At 53.0% G+C, this 17,430-nt stretch carries 19 protein-coding genes and 1 other annotated feature; of the genes, 15 read left to right on the top strand and 4 right to left on the bottom strand.

Annotated features, from left to right (window positions below):
* Positions 1 to 4: 4 nt before the first annotated feature.
* Positions 5 to 898: a fructosamine kinase family protein gene (locus CMR03_RS20510; RefSeq protein WP_096012508.1), complete on the bottom strand. Its 894-nt coding sequence runs from the start codon at positions 896 to 898 to the stop codon at positions 5 to 7.
* A 78-nt stretch (positions 899 to 976) separates the two neighbouring features.
* Positions 977 to 1,279: a type V toxin-antitoxin system endoribonuclease antitoxin GhoS gene (gene ghoS, locus CMR03_RS20515; protein ID WP_096012509.1), complete on the bottom strand. Its 303-nt coding sequence runs from the start codon at positions 1,277 to 1,279 to the stop codon at positions 977 to 979.
* Positions 1,280 to 1,630: 351 nt separating this feature from the next.
* Between ghoS and CMR03_RS20520 the strand changes: the two genes are divergently transcribed.
* From CMR03_RS20520 to CMR03_RS20585, 15 genes are all read left to right on the top strand, one after another.
* Positions 1,631 to 2,392, top strand: coding sequence for a DUF481 domain-containing protein (locus tag CMR03_RS20520; RefSeq protein ID WP_096012510.1), 762 nt, complete (start codon positions 1,631 to 1,633; stop codon positions 2,390 to 2,392).
* A 247-nt stretch (positions 2,393 to 2,639) separates the two neighbouring features.
* The gene (gene thrS / locus CMR03_RS20525; RefSeq protein WP_063879372.1) at positions 2,640 to 4,568 is read left to right on the top strand and encodes a threonine--tRNA ligase; all 1,929 of its coding nucleotides are present in this window, start codon (positions 2,640 to 2,642) and stop codon (positions 4,566 to 4,568) included.
* Positions 4,569 to 4,571: 3 nt separating this feature from the next.
* On the top strand, positions 4,572 to 5,123 hold the full coding sequence (gene infC / locus CMR03_RS20530; RefSeq protein ID WP_033732471.1) for a translation initiation factor IF-3: 552 nt from the start codon (positions 4,572 to 4,574) through the stop codon (positions 5,121 to 5,123).
* A gap of 100 nt (positions 5,124 to 5,223) precedes the next feature.
* The gene (rpmI, locus tag CMR03_RS20535) at positions 5,224 to 5,421 is read left to right on the top strand and encodes a 50S ribosomal protein L35 (RefSeq protein WP_004157374.1); all 198 of its coding nucleotides are present in this window, start codon (positions 5,224 to 5,226) and stop codon (positions 5,419 to 5,421) included.
* A gap of 43 nt (positions 5,422 to 5,464) precedes the next feature.
* Positions 5,465 to 5,821 (top strand): 50S ribosomal protein L20, encoded by a 357-nt coding sequence (gene rplT, locus CMR03_RS20540; protein ID WP_006118956.1) that lies wholly within the window; start codon positions 5,465 to 5,467, stop codon positions 5,819 to 5,821.
* 116 nt (positions 5,822 to 5,937) lie between these two features.
* Positions 5,938 to 6,063: a sequence feature (Phe leader region), on the top strand.
* Positions 5,943 to 5,987: a pheST operon leader peptide PheM gene (gene pheM / locus CMR03_RS25320; protein WP_106120997.1), complete on the top strand. Its 45-nt coding sequence runs from the start codon at positions 5,943 to 5,945 to the stop codon at positions 5,985 to 5,987. (Overlaps the previous feature by 45 nt.)
* Before the next feature lie 72 nt (positions 6,064 to 6,135).
* The gene (pheS, locus tag CMR03_RS20545; protein ID WP_063879373.1) at positions 6,136 to 7,119 is read left to right on the top strand and encodes a phenylalanine--tRNA ligase subunit alpha; all 984 of its coding nucleotides are present in this window, start codon (positions 6,136 to 6,138) and stop codon (positions 7,117 to 7,119) included.
* A gap of 14 nt (positions 7,120 to 7,133) precedes the next feature.
* On the top strand, positions 7,134 to 9,521 hold the full coding sequence (gene pheT, locus CMR03_RS20550; protein WP_096012511.1) for a phenylalanine--tRNA ligase subunit beta: 2,388 nt from the start codon (positions 7,134 to 7,136) through the stop codon (positions 9,519 to 9,521).
* Between the two features lie 4 nt (positions 9,522 to 9,525).
* A complete protein-coding gene (gene ihfA / locus CMR03_RS20555; RefSeq protein ID WP_006118960.1) occupies positions 9,526 to 9,828 on the top strand; it encodes an integration host factor subunit alpha in 303 nt (100 codons plus the stop codon).
* Positions 9,829 to 9,927: 99 nt separating this feature from the next.
* The gene (gene btuC, locus CMR03_RS20560) at positions 9,928 to 10,917 is read left to right on the top strand and encodes a vitamin B12 ABC transporter permease BtuC (RefSeq protein WP_096012512.1); all 990 of its coding nucleotides are present in this window, start codon (positions 9,928 to 9,930) and stop codon (positions 10,915 to 10,917) included.
* A gap of 33 nt (positions 10,918 to 10,950) precedes the next feature.
* Positions 10,951 to 11,496, top strand: coding sequence for a glutathione peroxidase (locus CMR03_RS20565; RefSeq protein ID WP_063879376.1), 546 nt, complete (start codon positions 10,951 to 10,953; stop codon positions 11,494 to 11,496).
* Positions 11,497 to 12,246 (top strand): vitamin B12 ABC transporter ATP-binding protein BtuD, encoded by a 750-nt coding sequence (gene btuD / locus CMR03_RS20570; protein WP_096012513.1) that lies wholly within the window; start codon positions 11,497 to 11,499, stop codon positions 12,244 to 12,246.
* A gap of 66 nt (positions 12,247 to 12,312) precedes the next feature.
* Positions 12,313 to 12,771, top strand: a complete 459-nt coding sequence (locus CMR03_RS20575; protein ID WP_063879378.1) for an NlpC/P60 family protein — start codon at positions 12,313 to 12,315, stop codon at positions 12,769 to 12,771.
* Positions 12,772 to 13,063: 292 nt separating this feature from the next.
* Positions 13,064 to 13,798, top strand: coding sequence for an EAL domain-containing protein (locus CMR03_RS20580; protein WP_063879379.1), 735 nt, complete (start codon positions 13,064 to 13,066; stop codon positions 13,796 to 13,798).
* Between the two features lie 91 nt (positions 13,799 to 13,889).
* Positions 13,890 to 15,326, top strand: coding sequence for a protein adenylyltransferase SelO (locus tag CMR03_RS20585; RefSeq protein ID WP_096012514.1), 1,437 nt, complete (start codon positions 13,890 to 13,892; stop codon positions 15,324 to 15,326).
* A 1-nt stretch (position 15,327) separates the two neighbouring features.
* Here CMR03_RS20585 and CMR03_RS20590 read toward each other — a convergent pair whose 3' ends face one another.
* On the bottom strand, positions 15,328 to 16,374 hold the full coding sequence (locus CMR03_RS20590) for a 3-deoxy-7-phosphoheptulonate synthase (RefSeq protein WP_063879381.1): 1,047 nt from the start codon (positions 16,372 to 16,374) through the stop codon (positions 15,328 to 15,330).
* Between the two features lie 152 nt (positions 16,375 to 16,526).
* Positions 16,527 to 17,354 carry a posphoenolpyruvate synthetase regulatory kinase/phosphorylase PpsR gene (gene ppsR / locus CMR03_RS20595; RefSeq protein ID WP_063879382.1) on the bottom strand — a complete coding sequence of 276 codons (828 nt, stop codon included), beginning with the start codon at positions 17,352 to 17,354 and terminating at the stop codon, positions 16,527 to 16,529.
* Positions 17,355 to 17,430 lie beyond the last annotated feature (76 nt).

The following is a 17,430-nucleotide window of genomic DNA, read 5'->3' on the forward strand; positions in this document are numbered from 1 at the left end:
CCGGTCAGGCCGGTTTAGCCTGACCGGCCGCCAGTGCATCATCATCCAGTAGCTGACCTACGGCAAGCTGCGCGGCTCCCAGCCAGTTGCCGCCAAAGACGTTCGCCCGATTTAGCAGATAATAAAGCTGATAGACCGGCTGGCGCTGTGAGAAGCCATCCGGTAACGGCCAGGTCTGGTTATAACCGTCAAAGATTTCTCTGGGCAGATCGTTAAACCAGCTCAGCATGGCCAGGTCACATTCCCGATCTCCCCAGTAGCAGGCCGGATCAAAAATCCATGGCCCACTCTGGCTGGCTGCGCAATTGGTGGGCCACAGATCGCCATGGAGCAGAGAAGGTTGGGGATGATGTGATGCCAGCGTTCGCTGCACGCAGTCGACAATCAGATCGGTATCGCCATACAGAATGCCTTTCTCTGCGGCGATTTGCAGCTGCCAGCCGATGCGCTGTTCTGCAAAAAAAGCAGACCAGCGCCGTAGCCAGCTGTTAGGTTGCGGCGTGGTCGTCAGGTTATTGTCAAAATCAAGACCGAACTGGGGCTGTTCGCTCCACTGATGCAGGCGCGCCAGCTGCTGTCCTAACTGATGCGCGCTGTGCGCGTCGAGAGGCTCAGGCTTGATGTACTCCAGCAGAATGAAACTGTAATCCCGATCGCTGCCGACGCCGTATACTTCTGGCACGCGGACGGTCTGCGTTCGGCGCAGCAGGGCGAGTTGATCGGCTTCCCAACTGAAAAGCGTCACCTTGTCGCGGCTGTTACATTTCACAAATACATCCTGGTCGCCATAGCGAATCAGCCAGGCAGGATGTACGTCCCCACCGGGAAGTTCAAGACGTTGGGTAATATCGGCATGACCAAATGGCTCGTTTAACAGACGACTAATGGCTGACCACATCGGGTTATCCTCTTTATTCGCTGCCTGAGTTCGATTGTAACCTGTAACCTCTCTCGAAAATCTGCGCTTGCGCACAGACTATTCTGGCGAACGGGCAGCGTCGCGCAGAAAATCTTCAAGCGTGGTCAACGTAACGTCGGGTTTCTGTCCCAGCGCGCTTTCGCCAGCAGCAATGGCTTGCTGTTTTAAATCTTCGTGTGTAAGCGTGGTGACGATGCCAAAACTGTTGGTGCCAAGCTCGTGGGGGTTCCCCTTATCATCCATCAACGTGGTAGAGAAGCCGCCTGATGTCAGCGCGCCGGTTAGTGTCAGAACGTCAGCGAGTCCGCTTTCCCGATAATGAAACGTGACGACATAGCGGTGTAAATCCCCGTTACTCATTTTGCACCTCGACATGGTTAAATAACACACAGCGTAGTACATGGCGAAAAAACAGGCGAATAATGAAGAAGATGAGCCTTAAAATCAGATCAATCTGTGCGCAAGTCACGGTGGGGGTGCGAAAGAAACCCAATGTAAATCTTGTAAATGAACAGATGCCATTTGGTAAAAATGGCTCTATAATGCGCGCCGAAATCAGGTTAACGCCCAGTGAATGCACGGCGTTACGCTAATGTATGCCGTTCTGAGCGAATTCATGTTTTTTTACAAAAGTTACCGTAAATTGCATTGATCGCATTGGGAAACCCTTCAGAATCTTCGTTTTTAAAACTGCCGCACGGATCACATTTAATGAAAGCCTTTAACAAGCTGTCTGCTGTTCTTTTGCTCTCTGCCGGAGCGTTTTGTCACCAGGCGCTGGCCGATAATGCTGTCTTTACCGCAATGGATGACCCATCCACGGCTAAAAAGCCTTTTGAAGGTTCTGCCTCTGCGGGTTACCTGGCACAAAGTGGTAACACCACCAGTTCATCATTGACCGCACAAAGCAATATGACCTGGTACACAGAATCAATGGCCTACAGCTTGTGGGGCAATGCCGCAAACACCTCTGCTAACGATGAGCGCTCTTCTGAAACCTATAACGTTGGCGCACGTTCCCGTTACAACATGAGCGCCTATGACTATCTGTTCGGTCAGGCGAGTTGGTTAAGCGACCGTTACAACGGCTATGATTCCCGTGATGTGCTGACCGCCGGTTACGGTCGTCAGATTCTGAATGGTCCGGTGCATTCGCTGCGTGCTGAATTCGGTCCGGGCGTACGTTACGACGATTACCGCGGCGGCGATCACAAAACCCAAGGTCTGGCCTACGGTGCGGTAAGCTACCAGTGGCAACTGACCGATACGACCAAGTTTATTCAGGGCGTATCTGTGCTGAGTTCACTGGGCGAAGATACCACGGTCAACTCAGAAACCGGTTTGCAGGTTGCCATCAACGATCACTTTGCCCTGAAACTGGCTTATAACGTGACCTGGAACAACAACCCACCGGCTTCTGCGCCAGACCGTACCGATACCCGAACCTCAGTCATGCTGTCCTACGCAATGTAATGCGCGTTCAGAATGACTAATCAATCGCGGTCTGGCAGAGTGCCCGGCCGCTTTTTTTTGATCTCTCTGAGGGTTAGCGTAAAACGCATGGGTTTTGCTCGCGCCTGAAAACTGCTATTATCCGTCCCGCATTACACTCCTGGCGACATTCCGACAATGTGGGTCTGATATACCGCCAGGTCAATAAAACTACTCAATTTTGTATGTAAGCTTTCGTGTGGCTTACCACTGCAACTAAGGACATTCTATGCCTGTAATTACGCTTCCTGATGGCAGTCAGCGTTCGTACGATCGCCCTGTCAGCGTTATGGACATCGCGCTTGATATTGGTCCCGGTCTGGCAAAAGCCTGTATCGCTGGACGGGTTAACGGTGAACTGGTTGATGCGGTTGATCCCATCACCGAAGACGCGTCTGTTGCCATTATCACAGCAAAAGACGAAGCGGGTCTTGAGATTATTCGCCACTCTTGCGCGCATCTGTTAGGCCATGCCATTAAGCAACTGTGGCCCGATACGAAAATGGCGATTGGTCCAGTTATCGACAACGGCTTCTATTATGACGTCGATATCGATCGTACCCTGACGCAGGAAGATATCGAGCTGCTGGAAAAACGCATGCATCAGTTGGCCGAGACCAACTACGATGTGGTGAAGAAAAAAGTCAGCTGGCAGGAAGCGCGTGATGTCTTTGCTGCGCGCGGTGAAGTCTATAAGACCACCATCCTGGATGAGAACATCAGTCATGATGATCGCCCAGGGCTCTATCATCATGAAGAATACGTCGATATGTGCCGTGGCCCGCACGTGCCGAATATGCGTTTCTGCCATCATTTCAAACTGCAGAAAATTTCGGGTGCTTACTGGCGCGGTGACAGCGATAACAAAATGCTGCAGCGTATCTACGGTACAGCATGGGCAGACAAGAAACAGTTGGCAGCTTACCTGCAGCGTCTGGAAGAGGCGGCGAAGCGCGACCATCGTAAGATTGGTAAGCAACTCGACCTTTACCATATGCAGGAAGAAGCGCCGGGCATGGTTTTCTGGCATAATGACGGCTGGACTATTTTCCGCGAGCTGGAAGTGTTCGTCCGTAGTAAGCTAAAAGAGTACCAGTATCAGGAAGTTAAAGGTCCGTTTATGATGGATCGCGTCCTGTGGGAAAAAACGGGTCACTGGGAAAACTACAAAGATGCGATGTTCACGACCTCATCTGAGAACCGTGAGTACTGCATCAAACCAATGAACTGCCCGGGGCATGTGCAAATTTTTAACCAGGGGTTAAAATCCTATCGCGATTTGCCGCTGCGTATGGCTGAGTTCGGTAGCTGCCACCGTAATGAACCCTCAGGTGCTTTGCACGGTCTGATGCGTGTTCGTGGCTTTACCCAGGATGATGCCCATATTTTCTGTACTGAAGACCAGCTGCGTACTGAAGTTAACAGCTGTATCCGCATGGTTTACGACATGTACAGCACCTTTGGCTTTGAAAAGATCGTGGTGAAACTGTCCACGCGTCCTGAAAAGCGCATCGGTTCTGATGAAACCTGGGATCGTGCAGAAGAAGACCTGGCTGCGGCGCTCAATGAAAACAACATTGAGTTTGAATATCAGCCGGGTGAGGGTGCGTTTTATGGCCCTAAAATTGAATTTACACTATACGATTGCCTTGACCGCGCCTGGCAGTGTGGAACAGTTCAGCTAGACTTTTCCCTGCCTAAACGCCTGGATGCTACCTACGTGGGTGAAAACAACGATCGTCAGACCCCGGTGATGATTCACCGTGCGATTCTGGGATCGATGGAGCGCTTCATCGGTATTTTGACCGAAGAGTTCGCGGGTTTCTTCCCAAGCTGGCTGGCACCGATGCAGGCTGTGGTAATGAATATTACCGACGGTCAGGCAGAATATGTTGAGACTTTGACACGTAAATTGCAGAATGCTGGCATTCGTGTGAAAGCAGACTTGAGAAATGAGAAGATAGGCTTTAAAATCCGCGAGCACACATTACGTCGCGTCCCTTATATGTTGGTCTGCGGTGATAAAGAGGTGGAAGCTGGCAAAGTTGCCGTTCGCACCCGCCGTGGAAAAGACCTTGGGTCGATGGATGTCGATGTGTTTGTTGAGAAGTTGCAACAAGAGGTTCGCAGCCGAAATCTTCAACAATTGGAGGAATAAAGTATTAAAGGCGGAAAACGAGTACTACCTACGCGTCCGAACAAAATTAACAGTGAAATCCGCGCGACCGAAGTGCGCTTAACAGGCATGGATGGTGAGCCGATTGGCATTGTCACATTACGCGAAGCTTTGGAAAAAGCCGAGGAAGCGGGTGGCGACTTAGTCGAAATTAGCCCGAACGCCGAACCGCCGGTCTGCCGAATTATGGATTACGGCAAGTTCCTCTATGAAAAAAGCAAATCTTCTAAGGAACAGAAGAAGAAGCAAAAAGTTATTCAGGTTAAGGAAATCAAATTCCGTCCTGGAACCGATGATGGCGACTATCAGGTCAAACTACGCAACCTGATTCGCTTTCTGGAAGATGGCGATAAAGCTAAAATCACGCTCCGTTTCCGCGGTCGTGAGATGGCGCACCAGCAGATCGGTATGGAAGTGCTTAACCGCGTCCGTAAAGACCTGTGTGAAGATCTGGATTTGGCCATTGTCGAATCCTTCCCTTCGAAGATCGAAGGCCGCCAGATGATCATGGTGCTCGCTCCTAAGAAGAAACAGTAGGCATTCAAGTAGCAATGGCCGCGCAGCGCTTGCGTTGCGCGGTTTGTTGTTCGCCTGTCTGGGTCATGTTATCAACAATGCGAAGTGGATATTTTTAAAAATGCCAAAGATTAAAACTGTACGTGGCGCGGCTAAGCGCTTCAAGAAGACCGCTTCTGGCGGCTTCAAGCGTAAACACGCAAACCTGCGTCATATTCTGACTAAAAAATCTACTAAGCGTAAACGTCACCTGCGTCCGAAAGGCATGGTGTCTAAAGGCGATCTGGGTCTGGTTATCGCCTGCCTGCCGTACGCATAAGTAAATTTTTTAATTAATTCAGAATATTAAACAGGAGAGCTAAATGGCTCGTGTAAAACGTGGTGTAGTTGCTCGCGCACGTCACAAAAAAATCTTAAAACAAGCTAAAGGTTACTACGGTGCACGTTCACGTGTTTACCGCGTTGCCTTCCAGGCTGTTATCAAAGCTGGTCAGTATGCTTACCGCGACCGTCGTCAACGTAAGCGTCAGTTCCGTCAGCTGTGGATCGCGCGTATCAACGCAGCGGCGCGTCAGAACGGTATGTCTTACAGCCGTTTCATCAATGGTCTGAAAAAAGCAGCCATTGAAATTGACCGTAAAATCCTGGCCGACATCGCCGTATTCGACAAAGTGGCATTTACTGCACTGGTAGAAAAAGCGAAATCAGCGCTGGCGTAAGTCAGTTGAAAAAGGGAGCTTGCTCCCTTTTTTATTATCTGTAACCTGAGCAAAAGATTGACTTTTTCACCGCTGCGCATTTCAATAGTGCCGTTGAGAATCACGACAAGGTAACGCAAGCATGAATGCTGCTATTTTCCGTTTCTTTTTTTACTTTAGCGCCTGACAACCAGGGGCTTTTGCGCATAAGAAAAGAAACGAAAAATCGCGCTGAAAGCCTCCCACGTGGAGGCTTTTTTTGTTTTTGGCGCTGGCATATTGGACCGCCAGGTCCCAACACGTACTAACCAGCCTGACTGGAAAAAGAGGAAAACATGTCCCAACTAGCAGAACTGGTGGCGAACGCCACGGCGGCCATCGATGGGGCGACCGATATCGCCGCCCTTGACGCGGTGCGCGTCGAATATCTGGGGAAGAAAGGGCATCTGACACTGCAGATGACCACACTGCGCGAGCTGCCAGCGGAAGAGCGTCCTGCCGCAGGTGCCGTGATTAACGAAGCCAAACAGCAGGTAACGGAACGCCTGAACGCGCGTAAAGAAGAGATGGAGTCAGCGGTGCTCAACGCGCGTCTGGCGGCAGAAACCATCGACGTCTCCCTGCCGGGACGTCGTATCGAGAACGGCGGTCTGCATCCGGTTACCCGTACCATCGATCGTATTGAAACCTTTTTTGGCGAACTGGGCTTCGCGGTCGTTACGGGGCCGGAAATTGAAGACGATTATCATAACTTCGATGCACTCAATATCCCAGGCCATCACCCGGCGCGCGCCGATCATGACACCTTCTGGTTTGATGCCACGCGTCTGCTGCGTACCCAAACCTCTGGCGTGCAAATCCGTACCATGAAGAACCAGCAGCCACCGCTGCGCATTATTGCACCGGGCCGAGTTTATCGTAACGACTACGATCAGACGCACACGCCGATGTTCCATCAAATGGAAGGTCTGATCGTTGATAAAAATATCAACTTCACCAACCTGAAGGGCACGCTGCACGATTTCCTGAACAACTTCTTTGAGGAAGACTTGCAGATTCGTTTCCGTCCTTCCTATTTCCCATTTACCGAACCGTCCGCGGAAGTGGATGTCATGGGTAAAAATGGCAAGTGGCTCGAAGTGCTGGGTTGCGGCATGGTGCATCCGAATGTCCTGCGTAATGTCGGTATCGATCCGGAAATCTATTCAGGCTTCGCCTTTGGCATGGGCATGGAGCGCCTGACCATGCTGCGCTACGGCGTGACCGATTTGCGCGCATTCTTCGAAAATGATTTACGTTTCCTCAAACAATTTAAGTAAGGGCAGGTTATCCAATGAAATTCAGTGAACTCTGGTTACGCGAATGGGTAAATCCCGCCCTTGACAGTGCAGCCTTATCTGAACAGATCACCATGGCCGGCCTGGAAGTGGACGGCGTTGAGCCGGTCGCGGGCGCGTTTCACGGTGTTGTGGTTGGCGAAGTCGTGGAGTGCGGTCAGCATCCTAATGCTGACAAACTGCGCGTGACCAAAATTAATACCGGCGGCGATCGTCTGCTGGATATCGTCTGTGGCGCACCAAACTGCCGTCAGGGTCTGAAAGTTGCGGTCGCTACCGTGGGTGCTGTGCTGCCGGGCGATTTTAAAATTAAAGCGGCCAAGCTGCGTGGCGAACCGTCGGAAGGCATGCTGTGTTCGTTCTCGGAGCTGGGTATTTCCGACGATCACAGTGGCATTATCGAATTGCCCGCCGATGCACCGGTTGGCACAGATATTCGTGACTACCTGCAGCTGGACGACAACACCATTGAAATCAGCGTCACGCCTAACCGCGCCGACTGCCTGGGAATTATTGGTATTGCCCGTGATGTGGCGGTACTGAACAGCCTGCCGCTTAACGCACCTGGCATTGAGCCGGTTGCGGCGACGATTTCTGATACTGTCCCGATCAATGTAGAGGCGACCGCAGCCTGTCCACGTTATTTAGGCCGGGTCGTTAAAGGCATTAACGTTGCCGCTGCCACACCGCTGTGGATGAAAGAGAAACTGCGTCGTTGTGGTATTCGCTCTATCGATCCGGTGGTCGACATCACTAACTATGTATTGCTTGAGCTGGGTCAGCCCATGCACGCTTTCGATCTCGACCGCATTGACGGCGGAATCGTGGTACGCATGGCGAAAGACGGTGAAGCGCTGACGTTACTGGATGGCACCGCGGTTAAACTCAGCAGCGATACGCTGGTTATTGCCGATCACCAGAAAGCCCTGGCGATGGGCGGCATTTTCGGCGGTGAACATTCCGGTGTAAACGCGGAAACGCAAAATGTTTTACTGGAGAGCGCCTGGTTTGAACCCCTGGCGATTGCGGGCCGTGCTCGTCGCCATGGCTTACATACCGATGCCTCCCATCGCTACGAGCGCGGTGTGGACGCCGCGCTGCAGCATAAGGCGATGGAGCGCGCCACCCAGTTGCTGCTGACCATTTGCGGCGGTGAAGCGGGGCCGGTTATCGATCAGACGTCGGCGGACGCGTTACCACAGCCCGCGACTATCACGCTGCGTCGTGAAAAGCTGGATCGGTTAATTGGTCATGTGGTCAGCGATGAGCAGGTAACCGACATTTTAACGCGCCTGGGCTGTCAGGTCAGCGTAGGTAACGGTGAATGGCGTGCAGTGGCACCGACCTGGCGCTTCGATATGGCTATCGAAGAAGACCTGGTGGAAGAGATCGCCCGTATTTATGGTTACAACAACATCCCGGATGTGCCTGTCCATGCTGGCCTGGTGATGACGAAGCACCGTGAAGCGAACCTGTCGCTGAAACGGGCGAAGATGCTGCTGGTAGACAAAGGTTATCAGGAAGCGATCACATACAGCTTCGTGGACCCGAAGGTGCAGCAGTTGCTGCATCCGGGTGAAGAGGCACTGCTGCTGCCAAGTCCGATCTCCAGCGATATGTCGACGATGCGTCTGTCCCTGTGGACCGGTTTGCTTAGCGCGGTGGTGTATAACCAGAACCGTCAGCAGAGCCGCGTGCGCCTGTTTGAGAGCGGCCTGCGCTTTGTGCCTGATACGCAGGCGGATCTCGGTATTCGCCAGGATTTGATGCTGGCAGGCGTGCTGAGTGGCAACCGCTATGAAGAACATTGGGACCTGGCGCGCCAGACCGTTGACTTCTATGATTTGAAAGGCGATTTAGAGTCGCTGCTGGATTTAACCGGCAAGATGAATGCGATTAGCTTCCGCGCTGAAGCTAATCCGGCGTTGCATCCTGGACAAAGTGCGGCAATTTATTTACACGATGAACGAATCGGATTTATCGGAGTGGTTCATCCCGAACTTGAACGTAAGCTGGATCTCAACGGTCGTACCTTAGTCTTTGAACTGCTTTGGAATAAGGTCGCAGACCGCGTCCTGCCTGATGCGCAAGAGATTTCACGCTTCCCGGCAAACCGCCGTGATATCGCTGTTGTTGTGGCCGAAAACGTGCCTGCAGCAGATATCATCGCGGAGTGTAAGAAAGTTGGCGTAAATCAGGTAGTTGGCGTAAACTTGTTTGACGTGTACCGAGGTAAGGGTGTTTCCGAGGGCTATAAGAGCCTCGCAATCAGCCTGATTTTGCAGGATACCAGCCGGACACTCGAAGAAGAGGAGATTGCCGCGACGGTTGCCAAATGCGTTGCGGCATTAAAAGAGCGATTCCAGGCAACCTTGAGGGATTGAACCTATGGCGCTTACAAAAGCTGAGATGTCAGAATACCTGTTTGAAAAACTCGGGCTGAGCAAACGTGATGCAAAAGAGTTAGTGGAGTTGTTTTTCGAAGAGGTTCGCCGCGCTTTGGAAAATGGAGAACAGGTTAAACTGTCGGGGTTTGGTAATTTTGACCTGCGTGACAAAAACCAACGTCCAGGCAGAAACCCAAAAACGGGAGAGGATATTCCAATTACTGCGCGTCGCGTAGTGACATTCCGTCCAGGGCAGAAGCTTAAAAGTCGCGTTGAGAACGCCACACCAAAAGACAGTGACTGATCCCAGTGTTTTAAAAAGGCCGCGCAAGCGGCCTTTTTCATTTCTTTTTTTTGCAATCCTTTTACAATCAACCCTCTGTTATCCTGGCTAATCCGGCTTATGTCCCAGCTTGAACAACTTGCGCTTCAACGCGATCGTCGCAGCAGGACCTGGCTTTTGGGTCTGAGTGGCACGTTGCTTGTCTTATTTATGATCAGCCTGTGTGCGGGTGAAAGCTGGATAAGCCCATCCCAGTGGTTTAGCGACAGCGGCAGACTGTTCGTCGGTCAGCTTCGCCTGCCGCGCAGCCTTGCGGTCATACTGGTTGGCGCGGCGCTGGCGCTGAGCGGCGTTGTCATGCAGGCGCTGTTTACTAATCCCCTGGCCGAACCGGGGCTGCTTGGCGTCTCCAACGGCGCGGGCATTGGTCTGGTGGCGGCGGTGCTGTTTGGCGGCGGTTCACTCTGGAGCCTCAGCGTTTCGGCGATGACCGGCGCGCTGGTGATCACGCTTATCCTGCTGCACTTTGCCCATCGTCACTTATCCGTCACGCGTTTGCTGCTTACTGGCGTGGCGCTGGGCATTATCTGCAGCGCTATCATGACCTGGGCGGTGTATTTCAGCAGCAGCCTCGACCTGCGACAGTTAATGTACTGGATGATGGGCGGCTTCAGCGGCATCGACTGGCGCTATGGCTGGATGATGCTGGCGCTGCTGCCGGTTATCCTGGCGTTAACCTCGGCGGCCAGGGTACTCAACCTGTTAGCGCTGGGGGAAACCTCAGCCCGCCAGTTGGGGCTGTCCCTGTTTTACTGGCGTAATTTACTGGTATTAGCGATGGGCTGGCTGGTCGGGGTCAGCGTTGCCCTTGCCGGGGCAATCGGCTTTGTCGGTCTGGTGATTCCCCATCTGCTGCGGCTGGCAGGCCTGAACGATCACCGTGCCTTGTTGCCAGCCTCCGCGCTGGCGGGAGCCAGCGTGTTGCTTGGCGCCGATATTATTGCCCGCCTGGTGCTGGCTTCTGCCGAGTTACCTATCGGTGTCGTCACGGCAACCCTGGGCGCACCGCTGTTTATCGTACTGTTAGTCAAATCGTCGCGTCAGCTTTAGCTGGCATACTTGCATTAACCACAGGAACTCCGTATGAGCATTTATCAAACTGAACTGGTTACACTGGATGGTGAGAAAACCTCGCTGTCATCCTGGCAGGGACAGGTGCTGCTGGTCGTTAACGTGGCCTCTAAGTGCGGCTTAACGCCACAATATGAAGCGCTGGAAAACATTCATAAAGCCTGGCATGAGCAGGGCTTCAGCGTGCTGGGTTTCCCCTGCAACCAGTTTCTGGAGCAGGAGCCGGGCAGTAGTGAAGAGATCAAAACCTTTTGCAGCACCACGTATGGTGTGACCTTTCCGATGTTCGAAAAGTGTGACGTCAATGGTGAGCATCGTCACCCGCTTTATGCACAGCTGGTGGCGGCAAAACCTGAGGCGGTTCGCCCGGAAGAGAGTGGTTTTTATGAGCGCATGGAAAGTAAAGGACGTGCGCCCAAAGTCCCAGGCGATATCCTGTGGAACTTCGAAAAATTCCTGATTGGTCGGGATGGCAGTGTCATTCAGCGTTTCTCTCCGGATATGTCACCAGAAGATCCGATTATTCTCGAAACCATCAAGCAGGCACTGGCAAAATAAATGTTGCTGAGCCTGGAAAATGCAGCCGTTCCCGGACGGCTGCAACCGGTAACTGGCACCCTGCAGGCCGGGCAGTGGGTGCATCTGGTGGGGCCGAATGGCGCAGGGAAGAGCACTTTGCTCTCCGCGCTGGCCGGACTGGAACCCGTTACCGGCAAGGCGACGCTTCTGAATAACCCGCTGTCCAGTTGGAAAGGCCCGGCGCTGGCCAGGGTGCGCAGCTGGCTGCCCCAGCAACAGTTGCCCCCGGGACAGATGCCGGTTTATCACTATCTTCGCCTGCATCTCCCGTCTCCCGCTTTACCTCACGACGCTCGGTTAGCCTCAATACTGTCGCGGCTGCAACTGGATGACAAATTAACCTGGCCATTGACCCGGCTCTCCGGTGGAGAGTGGCAGCGGGTGCGGATTGCTGCGGTCATGATGCAAATCGATCCGCAGATCAACGCCCATGGTCAGTTGCTGATCCTGGATGAACCCATGACGGCGCTGGATATTGCGCAGCAGAAAGCGGTCGATGATCTGATTGGTGAACTCTGCCAGGCTGGCGTTTGCGTGGTCGCCAGCAGCCACGACCTTAACCACAGTTTATGGCACGCAACGCAGGTTTGGTTGTTACATCAGGGCCAGGTGGTATTACAGGGTGAGCCAGCAGACGTCCTTCGGCCGGAACAGCTTTCGCCCCTGTATGGCATTCCGTTCCGCCAGTTAATGTTAGACGGTCGGCCTCTGCTGACTGTTTTGCCCTGATACTTGCCACCTGGCGCGCTTTGCCGCTACAGTAATTTGGTTATTATTTATTAAGGATGAGCTGTGATGCGCACGGGGTTGCTGTTATTCGTTTTGCTGTTGGTGGGCTGTAGCCATCATGCGCCGCCCATTAATGGTCGCCTCTCTGACTCCATCACTGTAATAGCGCAACTTAACGATCAACTGGGTAACTGGCGAGGAACGCCTTACCGTTATGGCGGGATGAGCCGCGGTGGCGTGGACTGCTCTGGCTTTGTTTACCTGACATTCCGCGATAAGTTTGATCTGCAACTCCCACGCACCACCGCGGCACAAAGCGACATTGGGACGCGCATCAGCAAAGATGACCTCTTGCCCGGTGACCTGGTGTTCTTCAAAACCGGCAGCGGCGAGAATGGCTTGCACGTAGGCATTTATGATACGGATAACGCGTTCATTCATGCCTCCACCAGCCAGGGGGTGATTCGCTCTTCGCTGGATAATGTCTACTGGCGAAAAGTATTTTGGCAGGCGCGCCGCATCTAATTTTCTGCCTGCAAGTCCAGCAGATTTGTAGGGGTTAAATCAGAAAAATAGCGGACCTGAAAAATTATTACTCATTCGGATTTAACTTACTCTTTTTATTTATACCGCCGGACCTAAGAATGTTTTTCATCGTTAACAGAATTATTTGGGAATTTATTTGGCTTAAGGTTTATTTTTTTAGCCTAACGATAATGAATCGATAAAAATATCCATCTCATCAGTCCTTTGCTACTATTGCCAGCCTGTTTTTAATCATATACGATGCACTATCGCCACATATTCTGGCTGTAAAATGAAAATTCACCTATCTGCCGACTATCAGTCGGAAATTTGGTTTTATGCTGCCTGCTCTCAGGAAGGGCACTTAACCGCTATTGAGCTGGCTACACAGTTCGTGCATGAGAGTGCGCCGATCACGTTGCCGCAGGATGTCCTGTTGCCTCAGCTCGATGAAACACAGCGCCTGCGCCTGCTGCAGCGTCAGATTTCCCTGCTGGAAAAGCACCAGACGTTTTTCGAAAGCCATCACCTACTGGCTTTTATGCCTGTGGATGAAGGCATGGCGAACACCCTTCTCGAAAGTGAGTTTCTGACCCGTAAAATAAAACAGCTTCCTTTTTTAATGCTCGATATCAGCGAAACGTTTCTCTCGCTAAATTTGGGAAAAAATAATCCATTAATCGCGGCATTAAATCGTGAGTTTAAATTGTCCTTGTCCCACTTTGGCGCAGGGAAATCATCGACAACAGCGGTTTACGATAATCTGTTTAGCTGCATCAGGCTGGATAAACACTTTATTCACGCCCTTTCTAAACGTGCTTCTTTTTTACCATTTATGCAAAGCATCATCGATAATTTCCGGCCCCATTGTGATCGGATGATTATTTGCGGTGTGGATGATGAAATGTTACTGGATAAGGTGAGTCAACTCAGCAATGTCCATCTCCAGGGCACGCTGTTTCCGGTCGTAAAATCAGACGCCTTCGAGACCTTAATCTACTCCGAACAATTCCTGCACACGCCCTGATACCCGCACGACTGTCGCCTGTCCAATCCTGGCCATCAACGCTACACTGTGGGTTTTATCACACGATACCCGGTGTCGTTGGGGAGAAATAATGGTCTTTGACAATAGCTGGTTCCGTGAGCTTCCGGGCAGCTACACCGCGTTACATCCTACGCCGCTTGCAGGCGGTCGACTGTTGTACCACAACGCAGCCCTGGCGAATGAGATGGCGCTGGACAGCGATCTTTTTGCCGGGCAGGGGCATGGCGTTTGGTATGGTGCCGCGCTGTTGCCTGGCATGCAACCGCTGGCTCAGGTTTACAGCGGGCATCAGTTTGGCGTCTGGGCAGGTCAACTGGGCGATGGCCGCGGTATGTTACTGGGTGAACAATACCTGGACGACGGCCGCCGGCTCGACTGGCATCTGAAAGGCGCAGGGCTGACGCCGTATTCACGAATGGGCGATGGCCGGGCTGTTGTACGGTCAACGGTGCGCGAGTTTCTGGCTTCTGAGGCGCTGCATCATCTGGGCATTCCTACCACACGCGCGCTGAGCGTTGCCATCAGCGATGAACCCGTTTACCGCGAAACCGCCGAACGCGGCGCGATGTTGATGCGCATTGCACCAGGCCATCTACGCTTTGGTCATTTTGAGCACTTCTTCTATAGCCAGCAACCTGAACAGGTCAGGCAGCTGGCGGACTATGCCATTCGTCATCACTGGCCGCACCTGGTCGACGAAGCCGATCGTTATCAACTGTGGTTTTCCGATATTGTGCTGCGCACTGCACGGCTGATTGCTCAGTGGCAAAGCGTGGGCTTCGCTCATGGTGTAATGAATACCGATAATATGTCGATCCTCGGTCTGACCATCGACTACGGTCCTTACGGATTCCTGGATGACTACCAGCCATACTACATCTGCAATCACAGCGATTATCAAGGGCGCTACAGCTTCGAAAATCAGCCCATGATTGGCTTGTGGAATCTTAATCGTCTGGCCCATGCGCTGTCAGGGTTGCTGACGACTGAACAGCTCCGGCAGGCGCTGAGCGGTTATGAAAATGAGCTGATGCGCGAATGGGGAGAGCGGATGCGGGCAAAACTGGGCTTGCTGACAGCAGATGCCGGCGATAATGACATTCTGACCGGTTTGCTCGGCCTGATGAGTCAGGAACGCAGCGATTATACGCTGACGTTTCGTTTATTGAGTGAGACCCAGCAGGCTGAGAGCCGTTCGCCGCTGCGAGATGAATTCATCGATCGTCCCGCCTTTGACCGTTGGTATCAGCATTACCGTAACCGCTTATTGCAGGAGCAGATCGGCGATGCTGAACGGCAGCAGGCGATGAAAGCGGCCAATCCCGCCGTGGTGCTGCGTAACTATCTTGCTCAACAGGCCATAGACGAGGCGGAAAAGGGCGAAAGCGGGGCACTGGCGCGTTTACATCAGGCGCTTCAACAGCCTTTTAGTGACGCGACGGCCGCTGAATATCGTCAACGGCCGCCGGACTGGGGCAAAACGCTGGAGGTAAGCTGCTCCAGCTGATTTACAGACGGTGAGAAACGGCGTCCGCTAACAGCGCGAGCACGTCTTCGCTGTCTTGCCAGTTCAGGCAGGGATCGGTGATCGACTGGCCGTAGGTCAGGGGTTCACCGCTCACCACTTTCTGATTGCCTTCCTCGATAAAACTCTCAATCATCACGCCGGCGACCGCGCGCGAACCGCTTTTAATCTGTTCGGCGACGTCGATGGCGACGTCACGCTGGCGGCGATGTTGCTTCAGGCAGTTGCCGTGACTGAAATCGATGACCAACTGTGGCGACAGACCAAATTCATTTAAACAGGCAGCGGCGTCGGCTACGTCGCTGGCATGATAGTTGGGCTGCTTACCGCCTCGTAAGATGACATGGCCATGCGGGTTACCGCTGGTCTGGTAAATGGTCATCTGGCCTTCCTTATCCGGCGACAGAAACATATGGCTGGCACGGGATGCACGAATGGCATCCACGGCGATACGCACGTTTCCATCCGTACCGTTTTTAAAACCGACCGGGCAGGAGAGCGCCGACGCCATTTCACGGTGGATCTGGCTTTCTGTGGTGCGTGCACCAATGGCGCCCCAGCTAATCAGGTCAGCAATAAACTGGCCGATCACCATATCCAGGAATTCGGTGGCGGTCGGCAAGCCCAGCGCGTTGATATCAATCAGAAGCTTGCGGGCAATACTGATGCCGCGATTCACATCAAAGCTGCCGTCCAGGTCGGGATCGGAAATCAGGCCTTTCCAGCCGACCACCGTACGCGGTTTTTCGAAATAGGTGCGCATCACGATTTCCAGCCGATCCTGATAACGTTCACGTAGGGCAACTAAACGCTGAGCGTAGTCCAGCGCGGCGACCGGATCATGCAGGGAGCAGGGGCCGATGACAACCAGTAAACGGGGATCGTCGCCTGTGAGGATGCGGGCAATACGTTTGCGTGCGGCGGTGATGTTGTCGGCCATGGCAGGTGAAAGCGGATGTTCTGCTGCCAGACTGGCAGGGGAAATCAGGCTGCCAATGCGCGCCGTGCGCAGTTCGTCAGTTTTATTCATGTTGTTCTCTAAGCTTTGTCTTCGCAGCGGTGAAATACCGGGAAGTGATGATGGTCACAATAAACCATTAGCCTGTGAATTCAAGCCACAACGTGACAATGCACGGTAAAATTGCGGCAGCGGCGCGTTACAGCCCCGCCGCCTGGGGATCATTAATACATGCGGCGCGTCAGGCCCATAATGTCGAGGATTTTGGTGGCGATCTCTTCCACGGAATAATTGGTACTGTTGAGATAGCGAATCTGGTGAGTGCGAAACAGCGCTTCGACTTCGCCCACTTCGAGCCGACACTGGCGCAGAGAAGCATAACGGGTATTTTCCGCACGTTCCTGTCGGATAGCCGCCAGGCGTTCCGGGTCGATTGTCAGGCCAAACAGTTTGTGTTGATGCTGACGCAGGGCCGGGGGCAATTTCAGATTATCCATGTCGTCGGCGATAAACGGATAGTTAGCAGCACGGATACCAAACTGCATCGCCAGATACAGGCTGGTTGGCGTTTTGCCACAGCGGGAAACGCCAATCAGGATCACCTGCGCATCTTCCAGGCCGCGCAGAGAGATGCCGTCATCGTGCGCCAGGGTGTAATCGATCGCCGCGATACGGGCGTCATATTTACCCAGATTGCTGGCATCAAGCCCGTGCGTTCGGTGCGCGACCGGTGCCGGTGACAGGCCCAGCTCCTGCTGAAGTGGAGCGACCAGCGCCTGGACAATGTCCTGACAAAAGCCTTCACTCTGAACAATGATGTCGCGTACTTCAGGCGTCACAATGGAAAAAAATACCAACGGGCGCACGCCACTTTGCTGGTAAAGCGCATTGATTTGCGCCTTAACGGCCTGCGCACGCTGCACGTTTTCAACAAACGGCAGGGTGACGCTGGTGGTATTTACCGGAAACTGAGATAACACGGCGTGGCCCAGCACTTCGGCTGTAATTGCTGTGCCGTCGGAAATATAGAAAACGCTTCTGTCAGTGGTCATGAGTCGTGCCTCGGGCAGAGAAGTCGTGATAAGAATTGGATGATTCAGTCAATATAACCATGCCTTCAGGCGCAAG

The sequence above is a fragment of the Pantoea allii genome, from assembly GCF_002307475.1.
GTDB lineage: Bacteria > Pseudomonadota > Gammaproteobacteria > Enterobacterales > Enterobacteriaceae > Pantoea > Pantoea allii.

Bases quoted from the DNA above. Each gene is read 5' to 3' on its own strand.
- CMR03_RS20510 (WP_096012508.1), bottom strand. From the start codon at position 898: ATGTGGTCAGCCATTAGTCGTCTGTTAAACGAGCCATTTGGTCATGCC.
- ghoS (WP_096012509.1), bottom strand. From the start codon at position 1,279: ATGAGTAACGGGGATTTACACCGCTATGTCGTCACGTTTCATTATCGG.
- CMR03_RS20520 (WP_096012510.1), top strand. From the start codon at position 1,631: ATGAAAGCCTTTAACAAGCTGTCTGCTGTTCTTTTGCTCTCTGCCGGA.
- thrS (WP_063879372.1), top strand. From the start codon at position 2,640: ATGCCTGTAATTACGCTTCCTGATGGCAGTCAGCGTTCGTACGATCGC.
- rpmI (WP_004157374.1), top strand. From the start codon at position 5,224: ATGCCAAAGATTAAAACTGTACGTGGCGCGGCTAAGCGCTTCAAGAAG.
- rplT (WP_006118956.1), top strand. From the start codon at position 5,465: ATGGCTCGTGTAAAACGTGGTGTAGTTGCTCGCGCACGTCACAAAAAA.
- pheS (WP_063879373.1), top strand. From the start codon at position 6,136: ATGTCCCAACTAGCAGAACTGGTGGCGAACGCCACGGCGGCCATCGAT.
- pheT (WP_096012511.1), top strand. From the start codon at position 7,134: ATGAAATTCAGTGAACTCTGGTTACGCGAATGGGTAAATCCCGCCCTT.
- ihfA (WP_006118960.1), top strand. From the start codon at position 9,526: ATGGCGCTTACAAAAGCTGAGATGTCAGAATACCTGTTTGAAAAACTC.
- btuC (WP_096012512.1), top strand. From the start codon at position 9,928: ATGTCCCAGCTTGAACAACTTGCGCTTCAACGCGATCGTCGCAGCAGG.
- CMR03_RS20565 (WP_063879376.1), top strand. From the start codon at position 10,951: ATGAGCATTTATCAAACTGAACTGGTTACACTGGATGGTGAGAAAACC.
- btuD (WP_096012513.1), top strand. From the start codon at position 11,497: ATGTTGCTGAGCCTGGAAAATGCAGCCGTTCCCGGACGGCTGCAACCG.
- CMR03_RS20575 (WP_063879378.1), top strand. From the start codon at position 12,313: ATGCGCACGGGGTTGCTGTTATTCGTTTTGCTGTTGGTGGGCTGTAGC.
- CMR03_RS20580 (WP_063879379.1), top strand. From the start codon at position 13,064: ATGAAAATTCACCTATCTGCCGACTATCAGTCGGAAATTTGGTTTTAT.
- CMR03_RS20585 (WP_096012514.1), top strand. From the start codon at position 13,890: ATGGTCTTTGACAATAGCTGGTTCCGTGAGCTTCCGGGCAGCTACACC.
- CMR03_RS20590 (WP_063879381.1), bottom strand. From the start codon at position 16,374: ATGAATAAAACTGACGAACTGCGCACGGCGCGCATTGGCAGCCTGATT.
- ppsR (WP_063879382.1), bottom strand. From the start codon at position 17,354: ATGACCACTGACAGAAGCGTTTTCTATATTTCCGACGGCACAGCAATT.